Annotated in this window: 20 protein-coding genes and 1 other RNA gene; 8 read left to right on the top strand and 13 right to left on the bottom strand. The window is 70.0% G+C overall.

What is annotated here, in order from left to right; translation table 11 throughout:
- Window positions 1-9 precede the first annotated feature (9 nt).
- The 8 genes from FPZ12_RS36130 to rnpB form a co-directional block, all read right to left on the bottom strand.
- On the bottom strand, window positions 10-1,005 hold the full coding sequence (locus FPZ12_RS36130; RefSeq protein WP_144761810.1) for a C40 family peptidase: 996 nt from the start codon (window positions 1,003-1,005) through the stop codon (window positions 10-12).
- Between the two features lies 1 nt (window position 1,006).
- Window positions 1,007-1,606, bottom strand: coding sequence for a hypothetical protein (locus FPZ12_RS36125; protein ID WP_144761813.1), 600 nt, complete (start codon window positions 1,604-1,606; stop codon window positions 1,007-1,009).
- A gap of 10 nt (window positions 1,607-1,616) precedes the next feature.
- Complete coding sequence (locus tag FPZ12_RS36120) at window positions 1,617-3,695, bottom strand: magnesium transporter (protein ID WP_144761816.1); 2,079 nt, start codon at window positions 3,693-3,695, stop codon at window positions 1,617-1,619.
- Entirely contained in the window at window positions 3,692-6,604 is a 2,913-nt protein-coding gene (locus FPZ12_RS36115; RefSeq protein WP_144761818.1) for an ATP-binding protein, read from the bottom strand. The genes FPZ12_RS36120 and FPZ12_RS36115 overlap by 4 nt, the downstream gene beginning before the upstream one ends.
- A 3-nt stretch (window positions 6,605-6,607) precedes the next feature.
- The gene (locus FPZ12_RS36110) at window positions 6,608-7,039 is read right to left on the bottom strand and encodes a hypothetical protein (protein WP_144761821.1); all 432 of its coding nucleotides are present in this window, start codon (window positions 7,037-7,039) and stop codon (window positions 6,608-6,610) included.
- A gap of 18 nt (window positions 7,040-7,057) precedes the next feature.
- A complete protein-coding gene (locus tag FPZ12_RS36105; RefSeq protein ID WP_144761824.1) occupies window positions 7,058-7,324 on the bottom strand; it encodes a hypothetical protein in 267 nt (88 codons plus the stop codon).
- A gap of 661 nt (window positions 7,325-7,985) precedes the next feature.
- Window positions 7,986-8,849: an SCO6745 family protein gene (locus tag FPZ12_RS36100; protein ID WP_166463021.1), complete on the bottom strand. Its 864-nt coding sequence runs from the start codon at window positions 8,847-8,849 to the stop codon at window positions 7,986-7,988.
- Window positions 8,850-8,895: 46 nt separating this feature from the next.
- Window positions 8,896-9,280, bottom strand: an RNA gene (gene rnpB, locus FPZ12_RS36095) — RNase P RNA component class A.
- Window positions 9,281-9,358: 78 nt separating this feature from the next.
- Between rnpB and sfnG the strand changes: the two genes are divergently transcribed.
- From sfnG to FPZ12_RS36080, 3 genes are read left to right on the top strand one after another with little or no spacing between them, the layout of a single operon-like run.
- Window positions 9,359-10,504, top strand: coding sequence for a dimethylsulfone monooxygenase SfnG (gene sfnG / locus FPZ12_RS36090; protein ID WP_144759609.1), 1,146 nt, complete (start codon window positions 9,359-9,361; stop codon window positions 10,502-10,504).
- The gene (locus FPZ12_RS36085) at window positions 10,501-11,676 is read left to right on the top strand and encodes an acyl-CoA dehydrogenase family protein (RefSeq protein ID WP_144759612.1); all 1,176 of its coding nucleotides are present in this window, start codon (window positions 10,501-10,503) and stop codon (window positions 11,674-11,676) included. Before sfnG ends, FPZ12_RS36085 begins: the two co-directional genes overlap by 4 nt.
- Window positions 11,677-11,710: 34 nt before the next feature.
- Window positions 11,711-12,949 (top strand): ArsB/NhaD family transporter, encoded by a 1,239-nt coding sequence (locus FPZ12_RS36080; protein WP_144759615.1) that lies wholly within the window; start codon window positions 11,711-11,713, stop codon window positions 12,947-12,949.
- Here FPZ12_RS36080 and FPZ12_RS36075 read toward each other — a convergent pair.
- Genes FPZ12_RS36075 through FPZ12_RS36065 form a run of 3 tightly spaced genes read right to left on the bottom strand, consistent with a single transcriptional unit; the run spans window position 12,937 to window position 15,565 of the window.
- Window positions 12,937-14,010 carry a bifunctional RNase H/acid phosphatase gene (locus FPZ12_RS36075; protein ID WP_144759641.1) on the bottom strand — a complete coding sequence of 358 codons (1,074 nt, stop codon included), beginning with the start codon at window positions 14,008-14,010 and terminating at the stop codon, window positions 12,937-12,939. The two genes, FPZ12_RS36080 and FPZ12_RS36075, sit on opposite strands and share 13 nt — an antisense overlap.
- A 2-nt stretch (window positions 14,011-14,012) precedes the next feature.
- A complete protein-coding gene (locus FPZ12_RS36070; RefSeq protein ID WP_144759619.1) occupies window positions 14,013-14,750 on the bottom strand; it encodes a zinc ribbon domain-containing protein in 738 nt (245 codons plus the stop codon).
- A complete protein-coding gene (locus tag FPZ12_RS36065) occupies window positions 14,747-15,565 on the bottom strand; it encodes a Nif3-like dinuclear metal center hexameric protein (RefSeq protein WP_144759622.1) in 819 nt (272 codons plus the stop codon). The genes FPZ12_RS36070 and FPZ12_RS36065 overlap by 4 nt, the downstream gene beginning before the upstream one ends.
- 32 nt (window positions 15,566-15,597) lie before the next feature.
- On the opposite strand from FPZ12_RS36065, the gene FPZ12_RS36060 reads away from it, so the two are divergent.
- Genes FPZ12_RS36060 through FPZ12_RS36050 form a run of 3 tightly spaced genes read left to right on the top strand, consistent with a single transcriptional unit; the run spans window position 15,598 to window position 17,854 of the window.
- Window positions 15,598-16,053, top strand: coding sequence for a low molecular weight protein-tyrosine-phosphatase (locus tag FPZ12_RS36060; RefSeq protein ID WP_166463018.1), 456 nt, complete (start codon window positions 15,598-15,600; stop codon window positions 16,051-16,053).
- A 17-nt stretch (window positions 16,054-16,070) separates the two neighbouring features.
- Window positions 16,071-16,931, top strand: coding sequence for a fructosamine kinase family protein (locus FPZ12_RS36055; protein WP_144759625.1), 861 nt, complete (start codon window positions 16,071-16,073; stop codon window positions 16,929-16,931).
- A 23-nt stretch (window positions 16,932-16,954) separates the two neighbouring features.
- Window positions 16,955-17,854 (top strand): SURF1 family cytochrome oxidase biogenesis protein, encoded by a 900-nt coding sequence (locus FPZ12_RS36050; protein ID WP_144759628.1) that lies wholly within the window; start codon window positions 16,955-16,957, stop codon window positions 17,852-17,854.
- 45 nt (window positions 17,855-17,899) lie between these two features.
- Here FPZ12_RS36050 and FPZ12_RS36045 read toward each other — a convergent pair whose 3' ends face one another.
- Together FPZ12_RS36045 and FPZ12_RS36040 are read right to left on the bottom strand one after the other, a co-directional pair.
- A complete protein-coding gene (locus FPZ12_RS36045; RefSeq protein WP_144759631.1) occupies window positions 17,900-18,736 on the bottom strand; it encodes a cobalamin biosynthesis protein CobD/CbiB in 837 nt (278 codons plus the stop codon).
- Between the two features lie 39 nt (window positions 18,737-18,775).
- Window positions 18,776-19,444, bottom strand: a complete 669-nt coding sequence (locus FPZ12_RS36040) for a FadR/GntR family transcriptional regulator (protein ID WP_144759648.1) — start codon at window positions 19,442-19,444, stop codon at window positions 18,776-18,778.
- 131 nt (window positions 19,445-19,575) lie between these two features.
- On the opposite strand from FPZ12_RS36040, the gene FPZ12_RS36035 reads away from it, so the two are divergent.
- Window positions 19,576-20,073, top strand: a complete 498-nt coding sequence (locus FPZ12_RS36035; RefSeq protein WP_144759634.1) for a gluconokinase — start codon at window positions 19,576-19,578, stop codon at window positions 20,071-20,073.
- Window positions 20,073-21,440: a GntT/GntP/DsdX family permease gene (locus FPZ12_RS36030; protein ID WP_166463020.1), complete on the top strand. Its 1,368-nt coding sequence runs from the start codon at window positions 20,073-20,075 to the stop codon at window positions 21,438-21,440. The genes FPZ12_RS36035 and FPZ12_RS36030 overlap by 1 nt, the downstream gene beginning before the upstream one ends.
- Window positions 21,441-21,485 lie beyond the last annotated feature (45 nt).

The raw sequence follows: 21,485 nt of genomic DNA, 5'->3' as shown, positions 1-21,485 counted from the left end.
CTTAGCGCGTCACACACCCGGCCGCACGGCCTGCGGCACGAGCTCGTCCTCATCGAACGTCACCGACCGGACGTGCACCGGCACGCCCGTTTGCTGGGCCTCCACGATTTTTCCGTTGCCAAGGTACATCGCAACGTGGTGGATGGTTTCGGGGTTGGAGGGGTCGGTGGCCCAGAACAGCAGGTCACCCGGCTGCGCGTCACGCACCGGCAGCATCGCGCCGTCGTGATACTGATCGGAGGACACCCGGTCGAGGGTGATCCCGGCCGCTCCGTAGGCGCGCAGCATCAGGCCCGAGCAGTCGTACGAATTCGGCCCCGTCGCACCCCACACATACGGCTTTCCCTGCTCCCCCAACGCGAACGCGATCGCCGCGGAGGCCGCCTGGTTACCGGGCAGCGCCAGCCCGGCGCTCTGCCCGCAGCCGACCGCGTCGGTGACCTGACCGACGTTCTCGACCAGGTAAGCGGCCATCGGTTCCCATTTGTGGTACCGCTCCGGGAAAGCCGACCGCTCGACGTCCTGCGCCGACGACCCCGGCCGCTGCTGGTCCCAGCTCGGCACGGACAACAGCACGTCGTAGAACTTGTTGATCTCGTAGGAAACGTCCTGCAGCTGCGTCTCCGAACCCCAGCCTATACTCGGCCGCATCTGGAAGATGCCGAGCGAGTCCCGGTCACCGCCGCTGAGATTGCGCAGGCCCGACTCGGTCATCCCGGCCTGGATCGCGATCTGCCAGGCACGCGGCGAAAGCCCACGCTGCTTGCCGATCGCGACGATCTGCGCGACGATCCCGCGCTGGTCGTCGGTCAGGTTCGCGGCCTGCCCCTGCGCCGTCTGCTGCTGCCCCGGCGAACTCGGCCCGACGGCGGCATCGCAGCTGACGTTCGCCACCTGCGCCTGCGCCGCCTGCTGGTCCGTGACCACCTTCGCGACCACACCCGTCGTCATCACCGCGGCGAAAAGAGCGGCGACGATGACGCCGACGAGTACCCCGAGCCGCATCTCAGCTCGCCTGGTCGTACTTGGACACCCGCCAGCCGGCGCCGGTCTTCGACACCGTGATGCTGAGCTTGGGTCCATCGGTGGGGACGACGACCTGGACGGAACTGGTGTAGGAACTCGTGGCCACCGGATCACCGGTGAGCCGGCTCGCCGGAATGTTCGAAGGGTCCACAGTGGACATCTGCGGGAGGAACTCTTCGGTGGTGTAAGGGCGGAGCCCTTCCACCCACTGCGCGTTGGTCATCCCGGCCGGGTGGTTCACCCACGCCGTGGCCCACAGTTTGGCGACGTCGAGCGCGGCCGGGTCCGGCGCCGCCGACGTCGGCTGCACCAGCGGAGCGGTGAGCCGCGTCGACATCGCCGTCGTGGGCACGGAACCCGCGCCTGCCGGTTTCGCCGTCGAACTCTCCGGCGGCAGGCCGGCGGGCGTCGGGCCGGAACTCCGGTTCGGCCCCAGCAGGTGCGGCACCGCGATCCCGATCGCGGTGATCAGCAACGCGACCGCGACACCGGTGGCGACGAGGTGCCGTGGCGAACGAAGGGGAAATCCCCACAGGCGGCGGTAGACCGCGGCGCGGCCGCGGTTGGTCCTGATCGGCATCTACTTCACCTCACCGCACGACCTGGTCCATGTCGCGCGGTTCGTCGCGCACCTCTATCCCCCGCGAAGGCCGGAAAATCACGTGCACCGGCTTGCCACCCACCAGCTCCCGCTCCGCGCGGCGCGGCGGCGGCGCCACCGGGGCCGGTGTGGCGGCCACCCCTGGCGCGGCTCGGCGCATCCTGGACGGCACCACAACGGATTCCTGCTGCTCCCATTCGCGGTCGAACACCGGCGAGGTGTCCACCCGGCGGCTCTGCGGTTGCGGCGGCACCCACGTGCTGTCCGCTCGCCTCGTCGTGCCCGGCGGGGCGGAGTACACGTAGTCGTCCGAACCGCCGCCTCCCGGCGCGTAGTTCGGGTACACCCCGGGAGCTCCACCGGCGGGCAGCGCGGCGCGCCTTCCGTTGCCGGGCAAGGATCCGCGACGGCCGGGCGGCGCACCGGACCACGCCGCCGCCGGCCGCGTGGACATCGAACCGGAGTCGTCGAGCCGTTGCGAGTTCGCGAAAATCGTGGCCTCGGGCCGGAACCGGCCACCGCCGGCGGTGGCGCCGATCGGGCCGCGGGTCTCGAGATCGCTGTCGTCCTCGTCGCGGACGTTCTGCCAGAACTCGTCCTGCGGCGTCGGCCCCTGCTTGCGGCGGAAGCGGGAGAAGATGCCGCCGCTGGGCGCCGGGATCGAGGATCCGACCATGCCGACGGACATCTCGACCATCTGCCACAGCCGCCGCACCGGCCGTCCGACCAGGAACAGCAGCACGGTGACGAGCCCCGCCATGACCATCTGCGTGAGCATCGACAACGAGTTGCCCGCGGCGAAGATCGCTTGCAGCAGCAGGGCGTGCACGCCCGCGAGCACCGCGAGGACGAGCAGGTTGAACGCGACGCCGCCGAGCACCTTCGCCACGCGGCGCAGGATGTCGTGGTGCACCAACGCGACCAGCCCGATCAACGGCGCGGTGAGCGCGAAGAGCCGGATCAGGACCTGCGCCAGCAACACCGAAGCCTTGGCGAGGAGCTGGAAGAGCGCGTAGACGAGACTTTGCAGCAGAGCGAGGAACCCCGCACCGGTGCGGGAACCGTCCTCACCCGTGAAATATCCCGTGGCCGGCCCGAGCTGGGTGGAAATGCTCTTGTAGGCGTTCTTCTTCCCGTCGACCACGGCTTGGTTGCCGTCATCGCCGTTGCGCAGCTGGCCCCACGTGAAGGCCTGCGCATCCAGCAACGGGCGCCCGAACTGCTGCGCCTGTGGCGCGTCCGGCGTCCCGAACTCGCCCCGCAACCAGTTGTTGTAGACCACTTGCGTGTGCAGATCGGTCGGCAAGACGTGCCGGATGGCGCGATCGCCCGTGTCGTCCACGAACCCCGCTTGGATGTTCGTGGTGGTCTGGACGATCGCGTTGTCTATCGGATCGAAGTATCTCAGCATCGCCATCGACGACGCCGCCAGCCACACCGCGGCGAGCGCGTACAGCCCGCGTTTGCCCACCGCGGCAAGGTCTCCGCGCCAGATGTTGCGGAACATCATGACGGCGAGGATCAGTGCCGCCAGACCGAAAAGCTGCGCGTAGATGTTGTTGTAGACCTTTTCCGCGCCCGCCTTGACCGCACCGTAGATGGGCGTCAGCAGGCCGCCTTCCATCACGGTGTAGTGGAGCGAGTTCGTGGCGCCGACGATGTTCTTGCCGACGTTGAAGAGCTCGTTGCCGGCCCACGTGTCGATCGTGGAGTTGGGGCTCTGGATACCCGACAGCGGCCCGCAGTCCGTCTGGAACGTTTCCCAGACCATGCCCGCATAGCCGTAGTCGATGTAGGCGCTTCCCGCTTCGCCTTGTCCTTCGGCCGGGTCGAGCGCGCCGACCATGCCGGCACCCGGGCGCTCCGGGTTCGGCGCTTCACCACACGCCGCCGCCGAAGCTGCGGGCGCCGTGGCTACGGCCTGGAGGCCGAGCACGAGGGCGACCATCGTGACAGTCGCCCAGCGGCCTGGTCTTTTTCCCCGGAATCCCCCGCGGCGGAGGAACCCCTTGAACGCGTGCCACCCCCCGGCGCAGGCCAGCACGGACAGCAGAGTCACGAGTGTCATGCGGCGTCCCGGCCGGTGCCGCCGCCTCGTTTGCCGGCGGTGGCGTGCTCGCCGTCGCCGTTTTCGCGGCCGCCGGGGACTTCGTCGGCGAGCAACTGCTCCTCGGTGAGGCCCACCTCCCGCTCGGCGGCCAGTTCGAGGTCGTCCTCGAGGTCGTCGTCTGGCGGGGGCGGGACGGGCACGTGCTCCGGCTCCTCCGGTTGGGCGTCACGCGCCGCGCGGTTGTCCGCGGGCAATGCGTCCTTCGAGCCCGGCGTGGTGTCCATGGCCGCGCGCAGGTGTTCCAGGTGCGGCCCGGAGAAGTCGGCCCGGATCCGCTCCACACCGCCGGCACCGTCACCGAAGATGAACTGGCGCGGCTCCCTGTCACGCTCCGCGTCGCGATGCGCGCCGGGGCGGCGGCCGAGCGCGGCGACGACCTGCTCGTACCCGACGCCGACCGGCACCTTCAACAGGCGCAGCGCATCCGCCTGTGCTTCGTCGTCGTCGAGGCGGCCGACGAACACCGAGTCCAGCAGCGCGACGAAACCCTGGATCTTCAGGAAGTCCGCCGGAATCTGCGAGGACAGCAGCACCCGGACGTTCCACTTCCGCGAGTCACGCGCGAACCGGTTCATCAGCACCCGCCCGGTCGGCACCTCCGACAGGAAGAACGCCTCGTCGATCCAGACCCCCTTGCGCAGGTCCTTCGGCTTTTCGTAGACCGAACGCTGGGTCAGCCACGCCGCCAGGTTCAGCATCTCCACACCGAGCGCCTCGGCGTCGGTCCAGTGCTCGCGGCCGACGCCGTCCTTGGGCAGGGTCAGCCCGGCCATCGTGAGCACCGTCAGCCTGTCGTCCCGGGTCTCCGAGTACGGGTCCGCGTCGTTCTCCGGGATGAGCAGCGACATCCGCTCACGCATCTCGTCGAGGAAGTCCGCGACCACGACCGCGTGCTCGTGGTGCTCGCTCGAATCCCGGCGCAGCGCGTCGATCACCTGGCCAGGGTCCGCGTCGTACCGGCCACCGACGGCGCGGACCGCGCGCAGCAACACGATCCGGCTCTGTGGCATCCGCGCGACCTCGTACGGCAGGATCCCGGTCAGCACGTCGAGCACGAGACGGCGCCGGGTCGCTCCGGCCAACGCGCGCTCACGCCGCCAGGCGCGCTCCGGGTTCTCCTCGTCCATGAAGTGCTCGAGCAGCGGCTCGGCCACCACCCGGTACGGGTTCAGGATTCCCGGCTGCGCGTTCAGCAGGTTGATCGGCCGCGCGTACGGCCGGATCTCCGGAAGATCACACAATCGGGACAACGGGCCCGACGGGTCGAGCAGCGTCCAGTGCGCCCCGGCCCGCAGCGTCTTGTAGACGATGCCGCCGCCGAGGAACGACTTCCCGCCACCCAGCCCGGCGACCATCGCCGTCAGCCCCGAGCCGTCGCGGATCTCCTGCGCCATCCACGGGTCCCAGGCCACCGGCCGCCGGGTGGCGGTGACGGTTTCGCCGAGCAGGATGCCGCGCCGGTCGCCGACCTCGGCCGTGGCCGTCGGCACCGCCGCCGCGGCCCACACGACCGAACCGCGCCGCATGTAGGCCGACGAGGCCAGCTGCTCGCCGGGGATGAACTCCCTGGCCATCGCGTACTGGGCCTCGGGGTGCTCGATCGCGACCTTCGGCTTGTACAGGTCCAGCAGCTGCTGCGCCAGCCGCAGCGCGTCACGCTCCGTGGGGCCGGAAACCGCCAGCCGCCACCACGAACGCACGCGGGTGGCCAGCGCGGTGAACCCCGACGTCATCTCGTCGTCGATCTCGAGCACCCTGGACGCCTGTCGCGCCAGCGACTGCGGCGGCTCCAGCTCGTGCTCGTCGGTGTAGTGCTTGACCTGCGAACGCACCTTGTTCATCTGGCGCTGCAGCTCGCCGGCGACCTCTTCGGGACGGCGCACGTAGATCCGCGCGGACCATTCGACCGAGGCCGGCAGCCGGTCGGCGTGCTGCACCCACGGGTCGTCCACCTCGGGGATGTTGAGCCCGTGCATCTGGCCGACGGTGAGCACCGCGAGATGCCGCTTCACGCCCGCGTTGGAGCCCGTGCGGCCGCGGACCGTCAGCGTGGGCGCGTACGGGTCCGCGTGGAAATCGGCCGCGTCGGTGAAGCTCGCGAGGTCCTCCGGCTCCCACGTGTCACCGGGGACGGCGGGCATGTTGCGCGGGGCGGGCAGGCCCAGCGAACAGGACCGGTGCATGAGCCAGGACATCTCCTCGGCGTGCACCGGGCGGCCCTCCAGCCCGGACGAGCCGATGACCTGGTCGAGGTGCTCGACCTCGGAGTCCAGCGCGGTCAGCTCGGCGTCCACGGCCTCGGGCAGGATGCGGCGCAACAACGGGGCCGCGCTTTCCACGGCCCTGTCCACCATGCGGCGCGTCTGCACCTGGACGCCGATGTAGACCTCTTTTTCGGCCATCGAGCGGCCCATGAGCTGCTGCTGCTCACCGATCAGGTAGTCGTCGAAGGACAGCGCCCCCGGCGTGTCCGGCGGGCGGCCCACGGCGTTGTGCACGTGCGCCTCGGCCCACATCCGGATCGGGTAGGGCCTGGTGGTGACGCGCAGGTGCAGCCAGCGGCCCTGCAGCTCGGCGTACTGCCCGGCGATCGCGGCGATGAGGTCCCGGCGCTGGGAGTCCGAGCGGAACGACCAGCGCTGCGGCGCGAGCCGGTACCAGGCGTAGACCTCGTGCCCGGTGCGCAGCAGATGCCCGTCGATGCTGCGTGCGGCGATCGACGGGGTGTAGGTCGGGATGGCCTGCTCGCCCGGCAACCGGCGGTTGCCCTGTTTCGGCTTCGCCGGCGCGCCACGGCCCTGGCGCGATTGCCACTGCTCGGTGGCCCCGCGCGCGCCGCGGTTGGAGTTCTTCCGGCTACCGAACAAGAGTTACCTCCTCGCCGGTGCCGCTGCGCGGCCACGGCGTGCTCGTGACGTACCAGGGCGTTTGTTCTTCGGGCGCGGCCGTTCGGTGCGCACCCGCAGCTTCGTCGCTGTTACGGCCCCGCCCTCGCCCCTCGGGCGCTCCCGCGGGGCGTGCAACTCGCGCAACCACATCGTGAACACCGCGCCGAGCGGGCGTTCGTGACTGATCTTGCGCGTGATCAGGCGGGTGATCAAGATCGTCGCGACGAAAGCCCACGCTGTGGAGAAGAAGCCGAACCCGACGCCCAGCTGGCGCTCGACGGTGAGCACCACGAGGAAGACGGCGATGCCCACGCCCCAGGCCACGTACCTCGCCCGCCAGGGAAAGGTGGCCTTGGGCGGGCCGAGCCAGACGGCGTCGACCCGGTAGACCTCGTCATCGGTTCGAATCCGCACGCGCGTTCTCCCGCGCCGTCAGCCGGTGAACAAGCCGGCGATCCATTCGCCGACGTTCACACCGAGTCCGGACACGGCGAGGCCGATGATCGCGAGCGCGATCACGACACCGGCCAGCCGGCGCATCACGCCCGCGTTGTCGCCCTTACCGCCGCCGAGCCAGAGCAGCAGCATCGCGACGGCCAGCAGTACCAGCGGGATGATGTTGTCGAGCATCCACTGCTGGACGCCTCGGGTCTTGATCTCGCCCTGTGCCACATGCTGCACAAGCGTCATCATGGTCATCGCGTACTCCCGGGTGCGAGGAGTGTGGTCGGGTGGGTCTCGCCGGGCGGGCCCACGGGGCTGGAGCTTGTCCGGTCCTGGTTGCTAGCTCATCATGGCGTCACTACCGGTGACGGTCAAAGTGCTCTCCGTCGAAAGTAATGCATTCACACCAGGCACAGTATGGCCACTCTCCCTGAACTCGTCGCTCTCCATCATCGTTGGAACGCCGCTCAGGATTAACCCCGTCCACCCGTATTTCGTAGTTCGAGCACCAACGCCCCCGCGGCAGAGCAATCTGCTCACTCTGGGTTGGTGGTTCGGCTGCTCGGTACCGGCGCGCTAAGTGTGGCATGACCCGATCGGAGGCGGTCCGGCTACCCGCGCGTGACCACCCGGGCCGCGAAGTCGATCAGGTCAAGGTGCCGATTCGGTCACAGGGCGCATGAACGACTCCCCGCCACGCTCACGGAACGTGTCACGCGGCACAACGCGGCCCGCCGCGCAAGAGGGTTCCCTCGGATGCTGGAGATGGCAGCGGAGAGTGGCGTGGCCCCTCGACCGGCGGCCGGGCCGGGGTGCGCGCGCTTGGTGGCGCGACCCTGGCTTCCGCGAGTCCCTGCACAGCGGCGCTCAGGGGCGCGGATGGCGAACGTTCCGGGGGCGGACCGCCCCCGGCCCTTCAAGCGCGCGGCGCCGCGAACACCCCCGCGGGAAAGGCGCCGGCGGCGACGGCCGCGCGGCTGAGGTCGCGGCCGAGGTCGTGCAGCCGGGCCGCCTTCTCGGGGCCGAGGCGGAGCCACGGGGCGACCGCGGCGGCGTTCGTCTGGTCCTCGACACGCGCTCGCAGTTGCGTGCCCTGCTCGGTCAGCGCGCCGGTCTCGTCGAGTACGCCCGCGGCGTGCAGCATGTCGTTCTCGGCCTTCCACTCCTCCTCGCTCCAGCCGCGGGTGGCCTTGGCGGCCGCGGGCACGAAGCCCTTGCCCGTCGCGGTGTGGGTGATCAGCGCGCTCAGTCCGCTCACGCCGTTGGCGACGAGCGCGGCGATGTGCCCGTCGCCGCGGTGCTCGCGCAGCAGGGTGATCGCGAACCATAGCGCGAGGTGCGGCTCGGTGGGCCACTCGATCTCGGCGTGCGCGGCGTAGAGCGGGCGGCCGTCGGGGGTGCAGGCGCCGGTGGCTTCGCGCGCCAGCTCCGCCGCCTCGGCCACCTCGGGCGAAGACACCGCGTCACCGAGCAGACGGCGGAACGCCCCGTCGACCACCTCGAAGCGGACGGACACCAGCTGCTCGGGCGAGACCAGCGTCCACGCGCGCGGGATGTGCTTGGCGACCAGCGCGGGGTTGAAGTTGTAGAACGTCGCCGCGACGGTGGCGGCGCCGACCGCGCCCATCGGGGCCGACCGGCTGGCGAAATATCCCATCCGCCCCGGCCGCAGGCCTGCGGCCGTATACCGCTCCTCGGCCTCGGGGGCGAAGTAGATCGACGAGTGCAGCGGGTCGAGGACCCGGTGGCAGCGGTACGCGAGCGTGCGGGCTTCTTCGATCTCCACAGCCACGTACTCTGCCACGAAAGCACCGGCCTCGTGGAGGCGGACGAGCCGGCCTGTAAGCCGGATCCTGTACCGCGGCACGAAACCGCGGCGGCGGCCATCCATCTAGGCCTGCCGTTGCCGACAGGCTCGAGCGGCCTACCCGCAGGCTCGGGCGGGCAACCCTCGAACGCCTGCGCAGGCACCTCACGGCGCCCTCTTGGCCTTGCTCCGGGTGGGGTTTACCCAGCCACCCCGGTCACCCGGGATGCTGGTGGTCTCTTACACCACCGTTTCACCCTTACCCCGGCCTCGCGGCCGGGGCGGTCTGTTTTCTGTGGCACTGTCCCGCGGGTCACCCCGGGTTGCCGTTAGCAACCACCCTGCCCTGTGGAGTCCGGACTTTCCTCGAGAGCGTGAACCCTCGCGGCCGCCCGGCCGACTCGTCCGCCCACCCAGGGTAACCGTGTCTCATCGCGTGGACGCCGTTGCCCCTCCCCTGACCTTGCCCGACCCTTTCGGCCATGAGCCATCCAGCCGAATCCGCTTTACACGAACCATTGAAATTCGCCTACTGGGTGCCGAATGTCAGTGGCGGGCTCGTCACCAGTGACATCGAACAACGCACCGACTGGGGCTACGAATACAACCGCGATCTCGCCGTGCTCGCCGAGAACAACGGCTTCGAGTACGCGCTGACCCAGGTGCGCTACACGGCCAGTTACGGCGCCGCGTACCAGCACGAGTCGACGGGGTTCAGTCTCGCGCTCTTGCTGGCGACACAACGGCTCAAGGTGATCGCCGCGATCCATCCCGGGCTGTGGCATCCGGGCGTGCTGGCGAAATTCATCGCGAGCGCGGACGTCCTCTCCGGCGGGCGTGCCGCGGTGAACGTCGTCAGCGGCTGGTTCAAGGACGAGTTCACCGGGCTCGGCGAGCCGTGGCTGGAGCACGACGAGCGTTACCGCCGTTCCGAGGAGTTCATCCGCGTACTCAAGGAACTGTGGACGAACGACAACGCCGAGTTCGCCGGTGACTTCTACCGGATCCACGATTTCGACATCAAACCCAAACCGCTGGCGAGCGAAGGCCGCCCGCACCCGGAAGTCTTCCAGGGCGGCAACTCGACCGCCGCGCGCAAGCTGGCGGGCCGGGTCTCGGACTGGTACTTCAGCAACGGCAAGGATTTCGACGGGTTCAGCGAACAGGTCGCCGATGTGCGCGGCTACGCGGCCGCGAACACCCACGCCGTCCGATTCGGACTGAACGGTTTCGTGATCGCGCGGGAAAGCGAAGCCGAGGCGCGGGACGTGCTGCGCGAAATCGTGGCCAAGGCCAACAAGGAAGCGGTGGAGGGCTTCCGTTCCGCTGTACAGCAGGCCGGTAGCTCCACTTCCGACAAGAAGGGCATGTGGGCGGATTCGGAGTTCGCCGACCTCGTGCAGTACAACGACGGTTTCCGCACACAGCTCATCGGCACCCCGGAACAGATCGCCGAGCGCGCGATCGAATACAAGCGGCGGGGCGCGAACCTGCTGCTGCTCGGTTTCCTGCACTTCAAAGAGGAGATCGAGTACTTCGGCCAGCATGTGCTGCCGATCATCCGCGAACTGGAAAAGGACATCGATCGCAGCGCCGCGACGCCCGAGCCCATAGGGAGCAACGCATGACCGGCTGGATCGAACGCGCCCGCGAGGTCGCCGCCAAACTCGCCGTCGACGCCGTGGAACGCGACCGCGAAGGCCAGACCCCGTACCAGGAAGTGCAGCTGCTCAAGGACAACGGCCTCGTCACTCTCCTCGGCCCCGCCGAGCACGGCGGTGGCGGGCAGACCTGGGAAACCGCTTACCGCGTGACCAGGGAGATCGCGAAGGCCGACGGGTCGATCGGGCAGCTGCTGGGCTACCACTACCTGTGGGCGTGGGCCGCGCGGCTGGTGGCGACCGACGCGCAGGTGGCCGCCGTCGAAGAGCTCTACACGCGCAACAACTTCTTCTTCGGTGGCGCGGTGAATCCGCGTGATTCGGACCTGACGATCACCGAGGACGGCGACGAGATCGTCTACAACGGGCACAAGTCGTTCTCCACCGGCAGCAAGGTTTCCGACCTCACCGTGCTGGAGGGCGTACTCGAAGGCACCGAGGACCACATCTTCGCGATCGTCCCGTCGAAGCAGCCGGGGATCATCTTCCACGACGACTGGGACAACATCGGGCAGCGGCTCACCGAATCCGGCAGCGTGACGATCGAGAACGTGCGCGTGCCGTGGACCGACGCCGCCGGTTATGCGGACCGGAAGTTCCACCCGCTCGTCTACAACACGTTGAACGTCCCGGCGATCCAGCTGGTCTTCACGAACTTCTACCTCGGCATCGCGCAGGGGGCGCTCGAAACGGCGTTGGCCTACACGCAGGACCGCACGCGGGCGTGGCCTTACGGTGGCGACGACAAGCAGAACGCCGCCGAGGAGTGGTACATCCTCGACGGCTACGGCGATCTGCAGGCGAAGCTGTGGGCGGTGGAAGCGTTGGTGGACAAGGCGGGCGAAGCGATCTCGCGGGTGCTGCACGCGCCGCGCGAGGAGCTGACGCCCGAGGCGCGCGGTGAAGTGGCCGTGCTGATCGCCGCGGCCAAACAGCGCACTGTGGACACCGGGCTGGAGATCGGCACCCGGATCTTCGAGCTGACCGGCGCGCGGGCGAGCGCGTCGAAGTACGGTTTGGACCGCTTTTGGCGCAACCTGAGGACCCACTCGCTGCACGACCCGCTGCCGTACAAACGCCGCGAGGTCGGCGCGTACGCCTTGCTGGGCGAGTACCCGACCCCGACCTGGTACACCTGAGCACCGCGCCGCGCCCACGACTAACGTTTGAGCCGTGGGCGCGGCCGTGGGGAGTTTGCTGCTGCTGGCCGCCGTGCTCGTGTTCGCGGTGGCCAGGCCGCGCGGGCTCCCGGAGGCGACGCTCGCCCTCCCCGCGGCCGGGATTGTGTTGCTGCTGGGCTGGGTTCCCCTCGACGACGCCAAAAGCCAGACCCTGCAGATCCTGCCCACACTGGGCTTCCTCGCGGCGATCCTCCTGCTGGCGCACCTCGCCGACAACGACGGGGTGTTCTCCTGGCTCGGCGCGCGGTTAGCGCGGGCCGCGCGCGGCAGCACGCGACGGCTGCTCGTACTCACCTTCGCGGCCGCCGCGGGCACCACGGCCGTGCTCAGTCTCGACGCGACGGTCGTGTTGCTGACGCCCGTGGTCCTCGCGACGGCCAACCGCTTGCGCGTCCGGGCGAGGCCGCACGTCTACGCGTGCGCGCACCTGTCGAACTCGGCCTCGACGCTGCTGCCGGTCTCGAACCTGACGAACCTGCTCGCGTTTTCCGTGTCCGGCTTGGGTTTCCTCCAGTTCACCGGTCTGATGGCCCTGCCGTGGCTGGTTTCGGTGCTCATCGAACTGGCCGTGTTCCTCAAGTTCTTCGCAACCGACCTGAAAGGCACCGCGGAGCCCGACGGGGATGTCCCGCCCACTCCGGTGTTCGCGCTCGTGGTGCTCGCGGTGACACTGGCCGGGTTCGGGGTGGCGCCGCTGTTCGGCGTGGAGCCGGTGTGGGTGGCTGCGCTGGCGGCGGCCGTACTCGCGTCACGAGCGCTTTCCGCACGGCGCGTGCGGGTGTGGACGCTCGTCGAGGAGGCCAACCCTCTGCTGTGCCTGTTCGTGCTGGGACTGGCGATCGTGGTGGAAGCCGTTTCCCGGCATCTGCTCGGCGACCCGTTGCGCGCGCTGCTCCCCGACACACCCGGCCTGCCGCAGTTGCTGCTGACCGCCCTCATCGCGGCCGTGCTGGCGAACCTGCTGAACAACCTGCCCGCGACACTGCTGTTGTTGTCCGTACTCGGCGCGCACCCGGATCCCGGGATTCTGCTGGCCGTGCTGCTCGGCGTGAACCTCGGCCCGAACGCCACCTACCTCGGCTCGCTGGCGACCCTGTTGTGGCGGCGGGTGCTGGGCAGCGCCGGGCTCAAGCCGAAGTGGCGCGACTTCGTCCGCCTCGGCCTGCTCACGGTGCCGACGACGCTGGGCGCGTCGGTCGTCGCGTTGTGGCTGGCTCTTCAGGCCAGGTAGCTGGTGTCGTTGACGAGCCGGACCGAGGCGTTGCCGTCAGGGTAGAACTCGACGATCGACAGCGATGCCAGGTCCAGGTGCAGCCGGAAGAGCAGGGACGGGCCCGCGTCGAGGCCGATCCGCAGCAGGGTTTTGATCGGGGTGACGTGGCTGACCACGACGATCGTCTCCCCCGCGTGCTGCTCGATCAGCTCGTCGCAGGCTTTCCGCACGCGGCCGTACACCGCGTCGAAGCTTTCCCCGCCCGGGGCCGCCACCGACGCATCGCCGAGCCACTTCGAGTGCAGCTCCGGGTCACGCTCCGCCGCCTCGCGGAACGTGAGGCCCTCCCACTCGCCGAAGTCCGTCTCCAGCAAGCCTTGGTGCGTCTCGACGCGGCTGCCGATGGCGTCCGCGACAGCCTGTCCCGTCTGCTTCGCGCGCATCAGCGGGGAAGAGATGACGGGCGCCGCTTCGAGGTCCATGCCCGCGATGCGCTTCGCGGCGGCCGCGGCCTGTTCCCGGCCGAGCTCGGTCAACGGCACGTCGCCGCGTCCGGAATACCGCCTGTCGACGGACATCTCCGTCTGGCCGTGGCGCAGCAGCAACATCCGCGTCGGCTTGCCCTTGGCGCCCGTCCACCGTGCCGGTGAACTCGCCGGAGGCTCCGGCCGCTGAACCGGCTTGCCGGCCTGCGCGTCCATCGCTTCGTTGGCCAGCCTGTCCGCGTGCGCGTTCTCCGCCCGCGGGATCCACTCGTAGTTCACGCGCTCGAACCGGGCCGCCAGTTCACGCGCCTGCTCCGCCAGCGGCTGCAACGCGGCGTGCTTGATCTTCCACCGGCCGGACATCTGTTCCACGACCAGTTTCGAGTCCATCCGGACGTCCACTGTGGACGCTCCGACCTCGGCGGCGGCGGTGAGCCCGGCGATCAGACCCGAGTACTCGGCGACGTTGTTCGTGACGACGCCGAGCCCTTCGGCCCGCTCGACCAGCACCGCGCCGGACTCGTCCTTGACCACCGCGCCGTATCCGGCAGGGCCGGGGTTGCCACGCGAACCGCCGTCGGCCTCGACGATCACCTTCACAGGCCGGACTCCAGCGTGCGCACCAGGATCGCGCCGCAGTTGTCGCACTGGACGACCTCGTCCTCGGCGGCGGCCTTGATCTCGTTCATCGTGTTGCGATCCAGCTCCAGCTGGCACGCGCCGCAGCGGCGGGCCCGCAGCAGCGCGGCGCCGATGCCCTTGTGCGCGCGGACGCGCTCGTACAGGGCGAGCAGGTTCTCCGGGAAGCGCGGCAGCAGCTTGGCCCTGTCCTCGTCGCGCCGCGCCTGCGTTGTATCGAGGTCGGCGACGTTCTCGTCACGGCGGCGCTGCGCGTCGGCGAGCTGCTGCTCGGCCTTGTCGACCTCCGCGCCGGTGCGCTGCCCGTCCAGCTCCAGCGCCTCGCGGCGCTCCATCAGCTCGAGCAGGTCGTCCTCCAGCGCGGACTGGCGCCGGGCGAGGGTTTCCAGCTCGTGCTGGACGTCGTTCATCTGCTTGGCCGAGACGGAGCCGGACTCCAGGATCTTGCGGTCGCGCTCCTCGCGGGCGCGCACCGACTCGATCTCCTTCTCCTGGCGGGCGATCTCCCTGTCCAGGTCGGAGACCGCGGTCTGGCTGGTGACGAGCGAATCCCGCTTCTCGCGGAGGGTGCGCTCGGCTTCGGCTATCTCGGCCAGTTCGGGCAGCGTCCGGCGGCGGTGCTCGACCCGGTTCAGCTCGGCGTCCACCTTCGCGAGGTCGAGCAGCTGGCGCTGGACGGCGGGTTCTGCCTTCACTGGGTGTGCTCCCTCGATGTTCGGATGGTCCACGGGTCGGTGCGCAGGGTGGACACGTGAGTGTCGACGTTACCCGCAAAGCTCGCCCGGAGAACCCCCGAGGCCTGCTCGCACCACGGCCATTCGCTGGCCCAGTGCGTGACCCCGACGAGCGCGGGCCCGCCCGACTCGAGGTGCTCGCCGGCGGGGTGGTGGCGCAGGTCGGCGGTCACGTAGGCGTCGACCCCGGCCTCGGTGGCGACGCCGAGGTAGCTGTCACCAGCACCGCCGGAGACCGCGACAGTCCTAATCGGACGGTCCGGGTCACCGGCGCCGAACACGCCGGGCTCGGTGGCCGGCAACGCGTCGGCGACCCGTTGGACGAAGGCGGAGAAGGGCTCCGCGGCGGGCAGTTCGCCGATCCGGCCGATACCCGTGCGTCCGTCCGGACCGGGGTTGAGCGGCCCGGTGACGCGAAGGCCGATCGCTTCGGCCAGCGCGTCGGACACGCCGGGGGCGGCCGAGTCGGCGTTGGTGTGCGCGCAGTAGAGCGCGGCACCGGCACGGATGAGCCGGTGCACGAGGCGGCCCTTCGTGCTGTCGGCCGGGACGCCGTGCACCCCACGCAGCAGCAACGGGTGGTGCGCGACGATCAGCTGCGCGCCGACGTCGATGGCCTCGTCGATCGTGGCGGCCACCGGGTCGACGCAGAACAGCACGCGGCCGACCGGTTCGTCCGGGTCGCCGCAGACCAGTCCCACGGCGTCCCAGCTCTCCGCCAGTTCCGGCGGGTACGCGGTCTCCAGAGCAGCGATGATCTCGGCTAGCGCGGGCATACCGGAATCTTCGCATCGGGCAGACTGGCCACGTGATGCACATCTGCTTCGTCTGTTCCGGCAACATCTGCCGGTCGCCGATGGCCGCGCTGGTGTTCCGCGAGCACCTCCGCCGCGCGGGCCTAGCCGACCGGGTGCGGGTCACCAGCGCGGGCACCGGCCCTTGGCACGTCGGCGAATCCGCGGACCCGCGCGCCAGGGAGACCCTGCGCGCGCACGGGTACGACGGGCCGCACACCGCCGCGCAGGTCGATGACGAGCACCTCTCGGCCGACCTGCTGCTGGCCGCGGACAGCGGGCACCTGCGCAGCCTGCGGCGGAAGATCGACGATCCGGACCGGGTGCGACTGCTGCGTGAGTTCGACCCGTCCGCTCCGGCGGGCGCCGAAGTGCCGGACCCGTACTACGGCGGCGACGACGGCTTCGAGGACGTGCTCGCGATGATCGAGCGCGCGATGCCGGGGTTGCTCGAGTGGGTGCGAGCGTAACTGGGCACACTGCACGCATGAACGCGCGCGAAGCGGTTGAGAAACTGCACGGCGGGCCGGTCACTGGGGTGCGGCAGGGCGGCGGTTCGATCTTCCTCGTCACGCTCGACGACGGCGAATGCGTCGTCGCGAAACATGGAGTGGGCGACGGAGCCACCGCGGCCGAGGCTGCGGGCCTGCGCTGGCTCGGCGAGTCCGGGGACATCCCGGTGCCGCGCGTCCTCGGCCACGACGACGAGTGGCTGGTCATGCAGTACGTCCCGGCGGGGCCGCCCACGGCCGGTGCCGCCGAGGAGTTCGGCCGCAGCCTGGCGAAGCTGCACCTGCGGGGCGCGCCCGCATTCGGCAGCCCGCCGCCGGGCGGCCCGGCCGACGCGTGGATGGGCGTCGCGCCGATGCGCAACGACACGTACCCGGAGTGGCCGGAGTTCTACGCGGAACGCCGGATCCTGCCGTATGTCCGGATGTGCGCCGACCAGCAGCTGTTGTCACGCGACGAGATCGCCTTGTTCGAGCGGCTGGGCGAGGAGCTGCCCGGAGTCGCGGGCCCGGCCGAGCCGCCGGCCCGGCTGCACGGGGACCTGTGGAGCGGGAACGTGCACTGGACGGGCGAGCGCGTGTGGCTGATCGACCCGGCCGCGCACGGCGGGCACCGAGAGGGCGACCTGGCGATGTTGCAGCTGTTCGGCACGTCACTGCTGGACACGATCCTCGGCGCCTACGCCGAAAGCGCCGCCGACGAGGGCGCGCCGCTGGCCGGCGGCTGGCGTGACCGCACCCCGCTGCACCAGCTGTTCCCGCTGCTCATGCACGCCGCCGTGTTCGGTGGCGGCTATGTGAAGCAGGCGTTGAGCGCGGCCCGGGCGACGCTCGCCTGAACCGGCGGGGCTACCGTGGATGCGTGCGGTGGAAGTTCTTGCTCCGGCCCAGCTGGCTGGCCCTTGTTGCCGGTGTGCTGGTTTTCGCTTTCGCCTGTTTTTACCTGCTCTCGCCGTGGCAGTTCAGCCGGAACTCCGAACGTGAAGCGCAGAACAGCGCCCTCCAGGCCTCGATGACGGCCGACCCGCGGCCGCTGGACAGCGTGCTCGCGCCCGGGGTCGCGCCCGACTCGAAGACGGAGTGGACCCGCGTCACGGTGACCGGCACGTACCTGCCGGAGCACGAGGTGGTCGCCCGGCTGCGGACCGTCCAGGGCGAGCCCGCGTTCGAGGTGCTGACCCCGATGCGCACCACCGACGGCCAGGTGGTGCTGATCGACCGCGGTTACGAGAAGCCGGCCGACCACGGCGCGGTGCCCCCGTACGCGGCGCCGCCCACGGGCACGGTCACGGTCGTGGCGCGGATCCGGCAGGACGAGACGGACCCGAAGAACCGGGACGCCTTCGCCGACGCCTCCACCGGCGGGAAGCTGCAGGCCTACGACGTGGACTCGCGGGTGGTGGCCAAGTCCAGTGGTCTGGACATCCGGCCGGGCTACTTCCAGCTCGACCAGGACCAGCCGGGCGGGCTGAACGCGCTGCCGCTGCCACAGCTCGATTCGGGGCCGTTCTTCTCGTACGCGCTGCAGTGGATCGCGTTCGGCGTGATGGCCATCGCGGGGCTGCTGTACTTCACCATCCGCGAACTGAAGCCGGGCGGCGTGCTGGCTGAGATGGGCGACCGCGCGAAGGAGAAGCGGGCCCGGAAACGCAAGTCCGTGGCACAGATCCTCGCGGAGGATGAGGCCATCGAGGCTGAAGCTTCAGCTGAGACCGGGAGCGAGGCGGAGCGGTCGGCCGGGGAGCCCGCGCAGCGGAGCTGACGGCGGCCGAGGCTAGGGCGAAGCCCAACCAGATACCGCGCCCCGTCAGGCCGCCGATCCACGAGACCGGCGAAACCCCGTCAACAGCAGGGCCAGCACAGCCGAACTGACAGCCGTCAGCCAGCCGACCACTCGGGACAGTTCGACGGCGCGGGTGACGTGGCCGGCGTCCGGGTTGCGGCCGTCGCCGAGGACGGGGCGTTCTTCGACGCCCGTGGGGTACACCGTGCGGCCGCCGAGCCGGATTTCCAGCGCCCCGGCGAAAGCGGCCTCGATGCGACCGGCATTGGGGCTCGGGTGGGCGACCGTGTCCCGACGCCACGCGCGCCACGCGCCGGAGGCCGAGCCGCCGACCACGGGCGCGCCGGCAACGGTCAGCGCGGACGCCAGGCGGGTCGGCACCAGGTTGACCAACTCACCCAGTTTGGACGGGTACGCGGCCAGCACGCGGGAGCCGATCAGGCCCGGCATCCCCGCGACGGCACCCCAGAACATCGGGCCGACCACCGTTCCCGACGTGTGCTCCGCAACCGTCTCCACCGCCGCGCGCGACAGGCCGATCACGCCCAGGTCCTCGGTACAACGCGAGTCCAGCCCGGCCAGCGTCGAGCGGGCGTCTTCGAGTTCGCCCTCTTCCAGGTCCCGCGCCAGCGCCGTGCCGTCCTCCGCCAGGCGCGCGCCGCGGAGCACGGCCCAGGTGGCGACGGCCGTGCCGAGCGCCTGCGCGACCGGGCTGCGCCTGCTCACGCGCTCCACCACGACACCGCCGGCGAACAGCCCGCCCGCGAGCGCGGCGTTCTTCCGGTCGAAGGGCTTCGGTGTTCCGATCACTCCGTCTGCGGCCGCCCCCAGCAGCAGTCCGATCGCTCGCCCCGCAGTCACCCCGTGGCCCCCGTAGTCCGACGATCCCTCCGCGCGAGATTACTCGAACTGCTCGGCGACCTCGTCGCGCGCCTGGACCATGATGTCCCGCATCGCGCGCTCGGCTTCCTCGGCGTCACCAGCATCGATCGCGGCGGCGACGGCGATGTGCAGTGCGACCGCTTCCGGCTGCGGCTCGGGCGGCATCAGCCCGTGTTCGGTACGACCGGTCAGCACCTCGGCGACGACCTCGGAGAGCTGACAGAACATCGGGTTGCCGGACGCGCCGAGCACGAGGTGGTGGAAGGCGATGTCGTGGTCGAGGAAGGTCGCCAGGTCCTTTTCCCTTGCCGTGGCGCGCAGTCTGGTCGCCAGCGCCCGCAGCTCGCCGCGCTGTTCCGGCGTCGCGCGCAGTGCGGCGAAGCGGGCGGCGCTGGGTTCGACGGCCCAGCGCAGTTCCATCAGCATCCGCAGCGCCGCCTCCCGGTGGTCGCCGTCGAGCTGCCAGCGGATCAGCTGCGGGTCGTAGTGGTTCCAGTCGCGCGAGTCCCGCACGGTGATCCCGACGCGACGCTTGCTGCTCGTCAGTCGCATCACTTCGAGCGCGCGCACCACTTCGCGGGCGACGGTGCGGGATGCGCCGAAAGTCTCTTGCAGCTCCTCGAGCCGCAGTACGGTGCCGGGCGTGATCCGTCCACACGCGATGGCAGTCCCCAGTTCGTCGAGCATCTTCGCGTGCATCCCGTCAGCCACAAGACGAAGCTATACCTCTGTTTCGATTAAGTAGTACTTGTGACTTGATTAAGTACTACTTTTGAGGTGAACTGCTTCCCCGGAGGACGACGAGGTCGGAGGACGAGATGACCGTCATCGTGGTGATGGGCGTGGCCGGGTCGGGCAAGACCACGGTCGGCGGCGCGCTGGCGGACCGGCTCGGCGTGCCCTACGCCGAGGCGGACTCGTTCCACCCCAAGGCGAACATCGAGAAGATGGCCTCCGGCCACCCGTTGGACGACGCCGACCGCGCACCGTGGCTGCGAGCGATCGCGGCCTGGATCGGCGCGCACGAGGCCGGCGGCGGCGTGGTCTCCTCCTCCGCGCTCAAACGGAGGTACCGGGACGTCCTGCGGACCGGTGGCGACGTGTGGTTCCTGCACCTGGACGGCCCGCGCGACGTACTCGCCGAGCGGATGAAGAGCCGGACCGGGCACTTCATGCCGCCGTCACTGCTGGACTCCCAGCTCGCCGACCTGCAACCACTGGAACCGGGTGAGCACGGCCTGGTCGCCGACATCACCCAGAGCCCCGGCGACATCGTCGAGGCCGCACTCACCGCACTGGCAAAGGAGCCGAAGTGATGATCCTGGCCGCCGCCGCGTGGACCGGGCACGACACCCGGTTGATCGCCGCGACGCTGATCGCGATCGCCGTGATCGTCGTGCTGATCAGCAAGTTCAAACTGCACGCGTTCCTCGCGCTCATCCTCGGTTCCGCGGTGCTGGGCCTGGTCGCCGGCATGCCGGTGGACAAGCTGCTGAAGAGTTTCTCCAGCGGGGTCGGCTCCACCGTGGCGTCCACCGGCGTGCTGATCGCGCTCGGCGCGATGATCGGCAAGCTGCTCGCGGATTCCGGTGGGGCGGAACAGATCGTCGACACCATCGTTTCCCGTTCCAGCAAACGGATGCTGCCGTGGGCGATGGCACTGGTGGCCGCGCTGATCGGGCTGCCGATGTTCTTCGAGATCGGGCTGGTGCTGCTGGTGCCGATCGTGCTGCTCGTGGTCAAGCGCACCGGGCAGCCACTGCTCTTGATCGGGATTCCCGCGCTGGCCGGGCTTTCCGTGCTGCACGGGCTGATCCCGCCGCACCCCGGCCCGCTCGCCGCGGCGGGCACGCTGAACGCGAACGTCGGCATCGTGCTGGCGTTCGGCCTTCTGGTGGCGATCCCGACGGTGATCATCGCGGGCCCGCTGTTCGGCATGCTCGCCGCGCGCTGGATGCCGAACCTCAAGGCGCCGGAACGGCTGATTCCCGCCAGTGACAAGGAAAGCGACGCGCCGCGGCCGAGTTTCGCCGCCACCCTGACCACTGTGCTGCTGCCCGTGGTGCTGATGCTCGCCAAGGCGATCGCGGACATCGTGGCAGGCAAGGAAAACGAGGTCCGCCGGGTGCTGGACTTCCTCGGCGACCCGCTGTCCGCGCTGCTGATCACCGTGCTGGTCGGCATGTTCACCCTCGGCAGGGCCGCCGGGTTCACCCGTGACCGCATCGCCACCACCGTGAACGACTCACTCGGGCCGATCGCCGGGATCATCCTGATCGTCGCCGCCGGCGGCGGGTTCAAGCAGGTGCTGGTCGACGCCGGGGTCGGCGACGTGATCACTCAGCTGGCGCAGGGCGCGTCGATCCCCGCGTTGCTGCTGGGCTGGCTGGTCGCGGTCGCGATCCGGCTGGCGACCGGTTCCGCGACCGTGGCCACGGTTTCCGCGGCCGGGATCGTCTCGCCGCTCGCGGCGACGCTCGACCCGACGCACACCGCCCTGCTGGTGCTCGCGATCGGCGCCGGTTCACTGTTCTTCTCGCACGTCAACGACGCGGGTTTCTGGCTGGTGAAGGAGTACTTCGGGATGTCGGTCGGGCAGACCGTGCGGAGCTGGTCGGTGATGGAGACCGTGATCTCGGTGGTGGCGATCGCGATCATCCTGCCGCTGGGCGCACTCCTCTAGCCGGTTTGCGGGGCTGGTGGGGAGGGCCTGGCGGCCCTCCCCACC

The sequence above is a fragment of the Amycolatopsis acidicola genome (genome assembly GCF_007713735.2).
Lineage (GTDB): Bacteria > Actinomycetota > Actinomycetes > Mycobacteriales > Pseudonocardiaceae > Amycolatopsis_E > Amycolatopsis_E acidicola.
The sequence above is the reverse complement of the archived record's forward strand: the minus strand, read 5'-3'. Positions and strand labels throughout refer to the sequence as shown.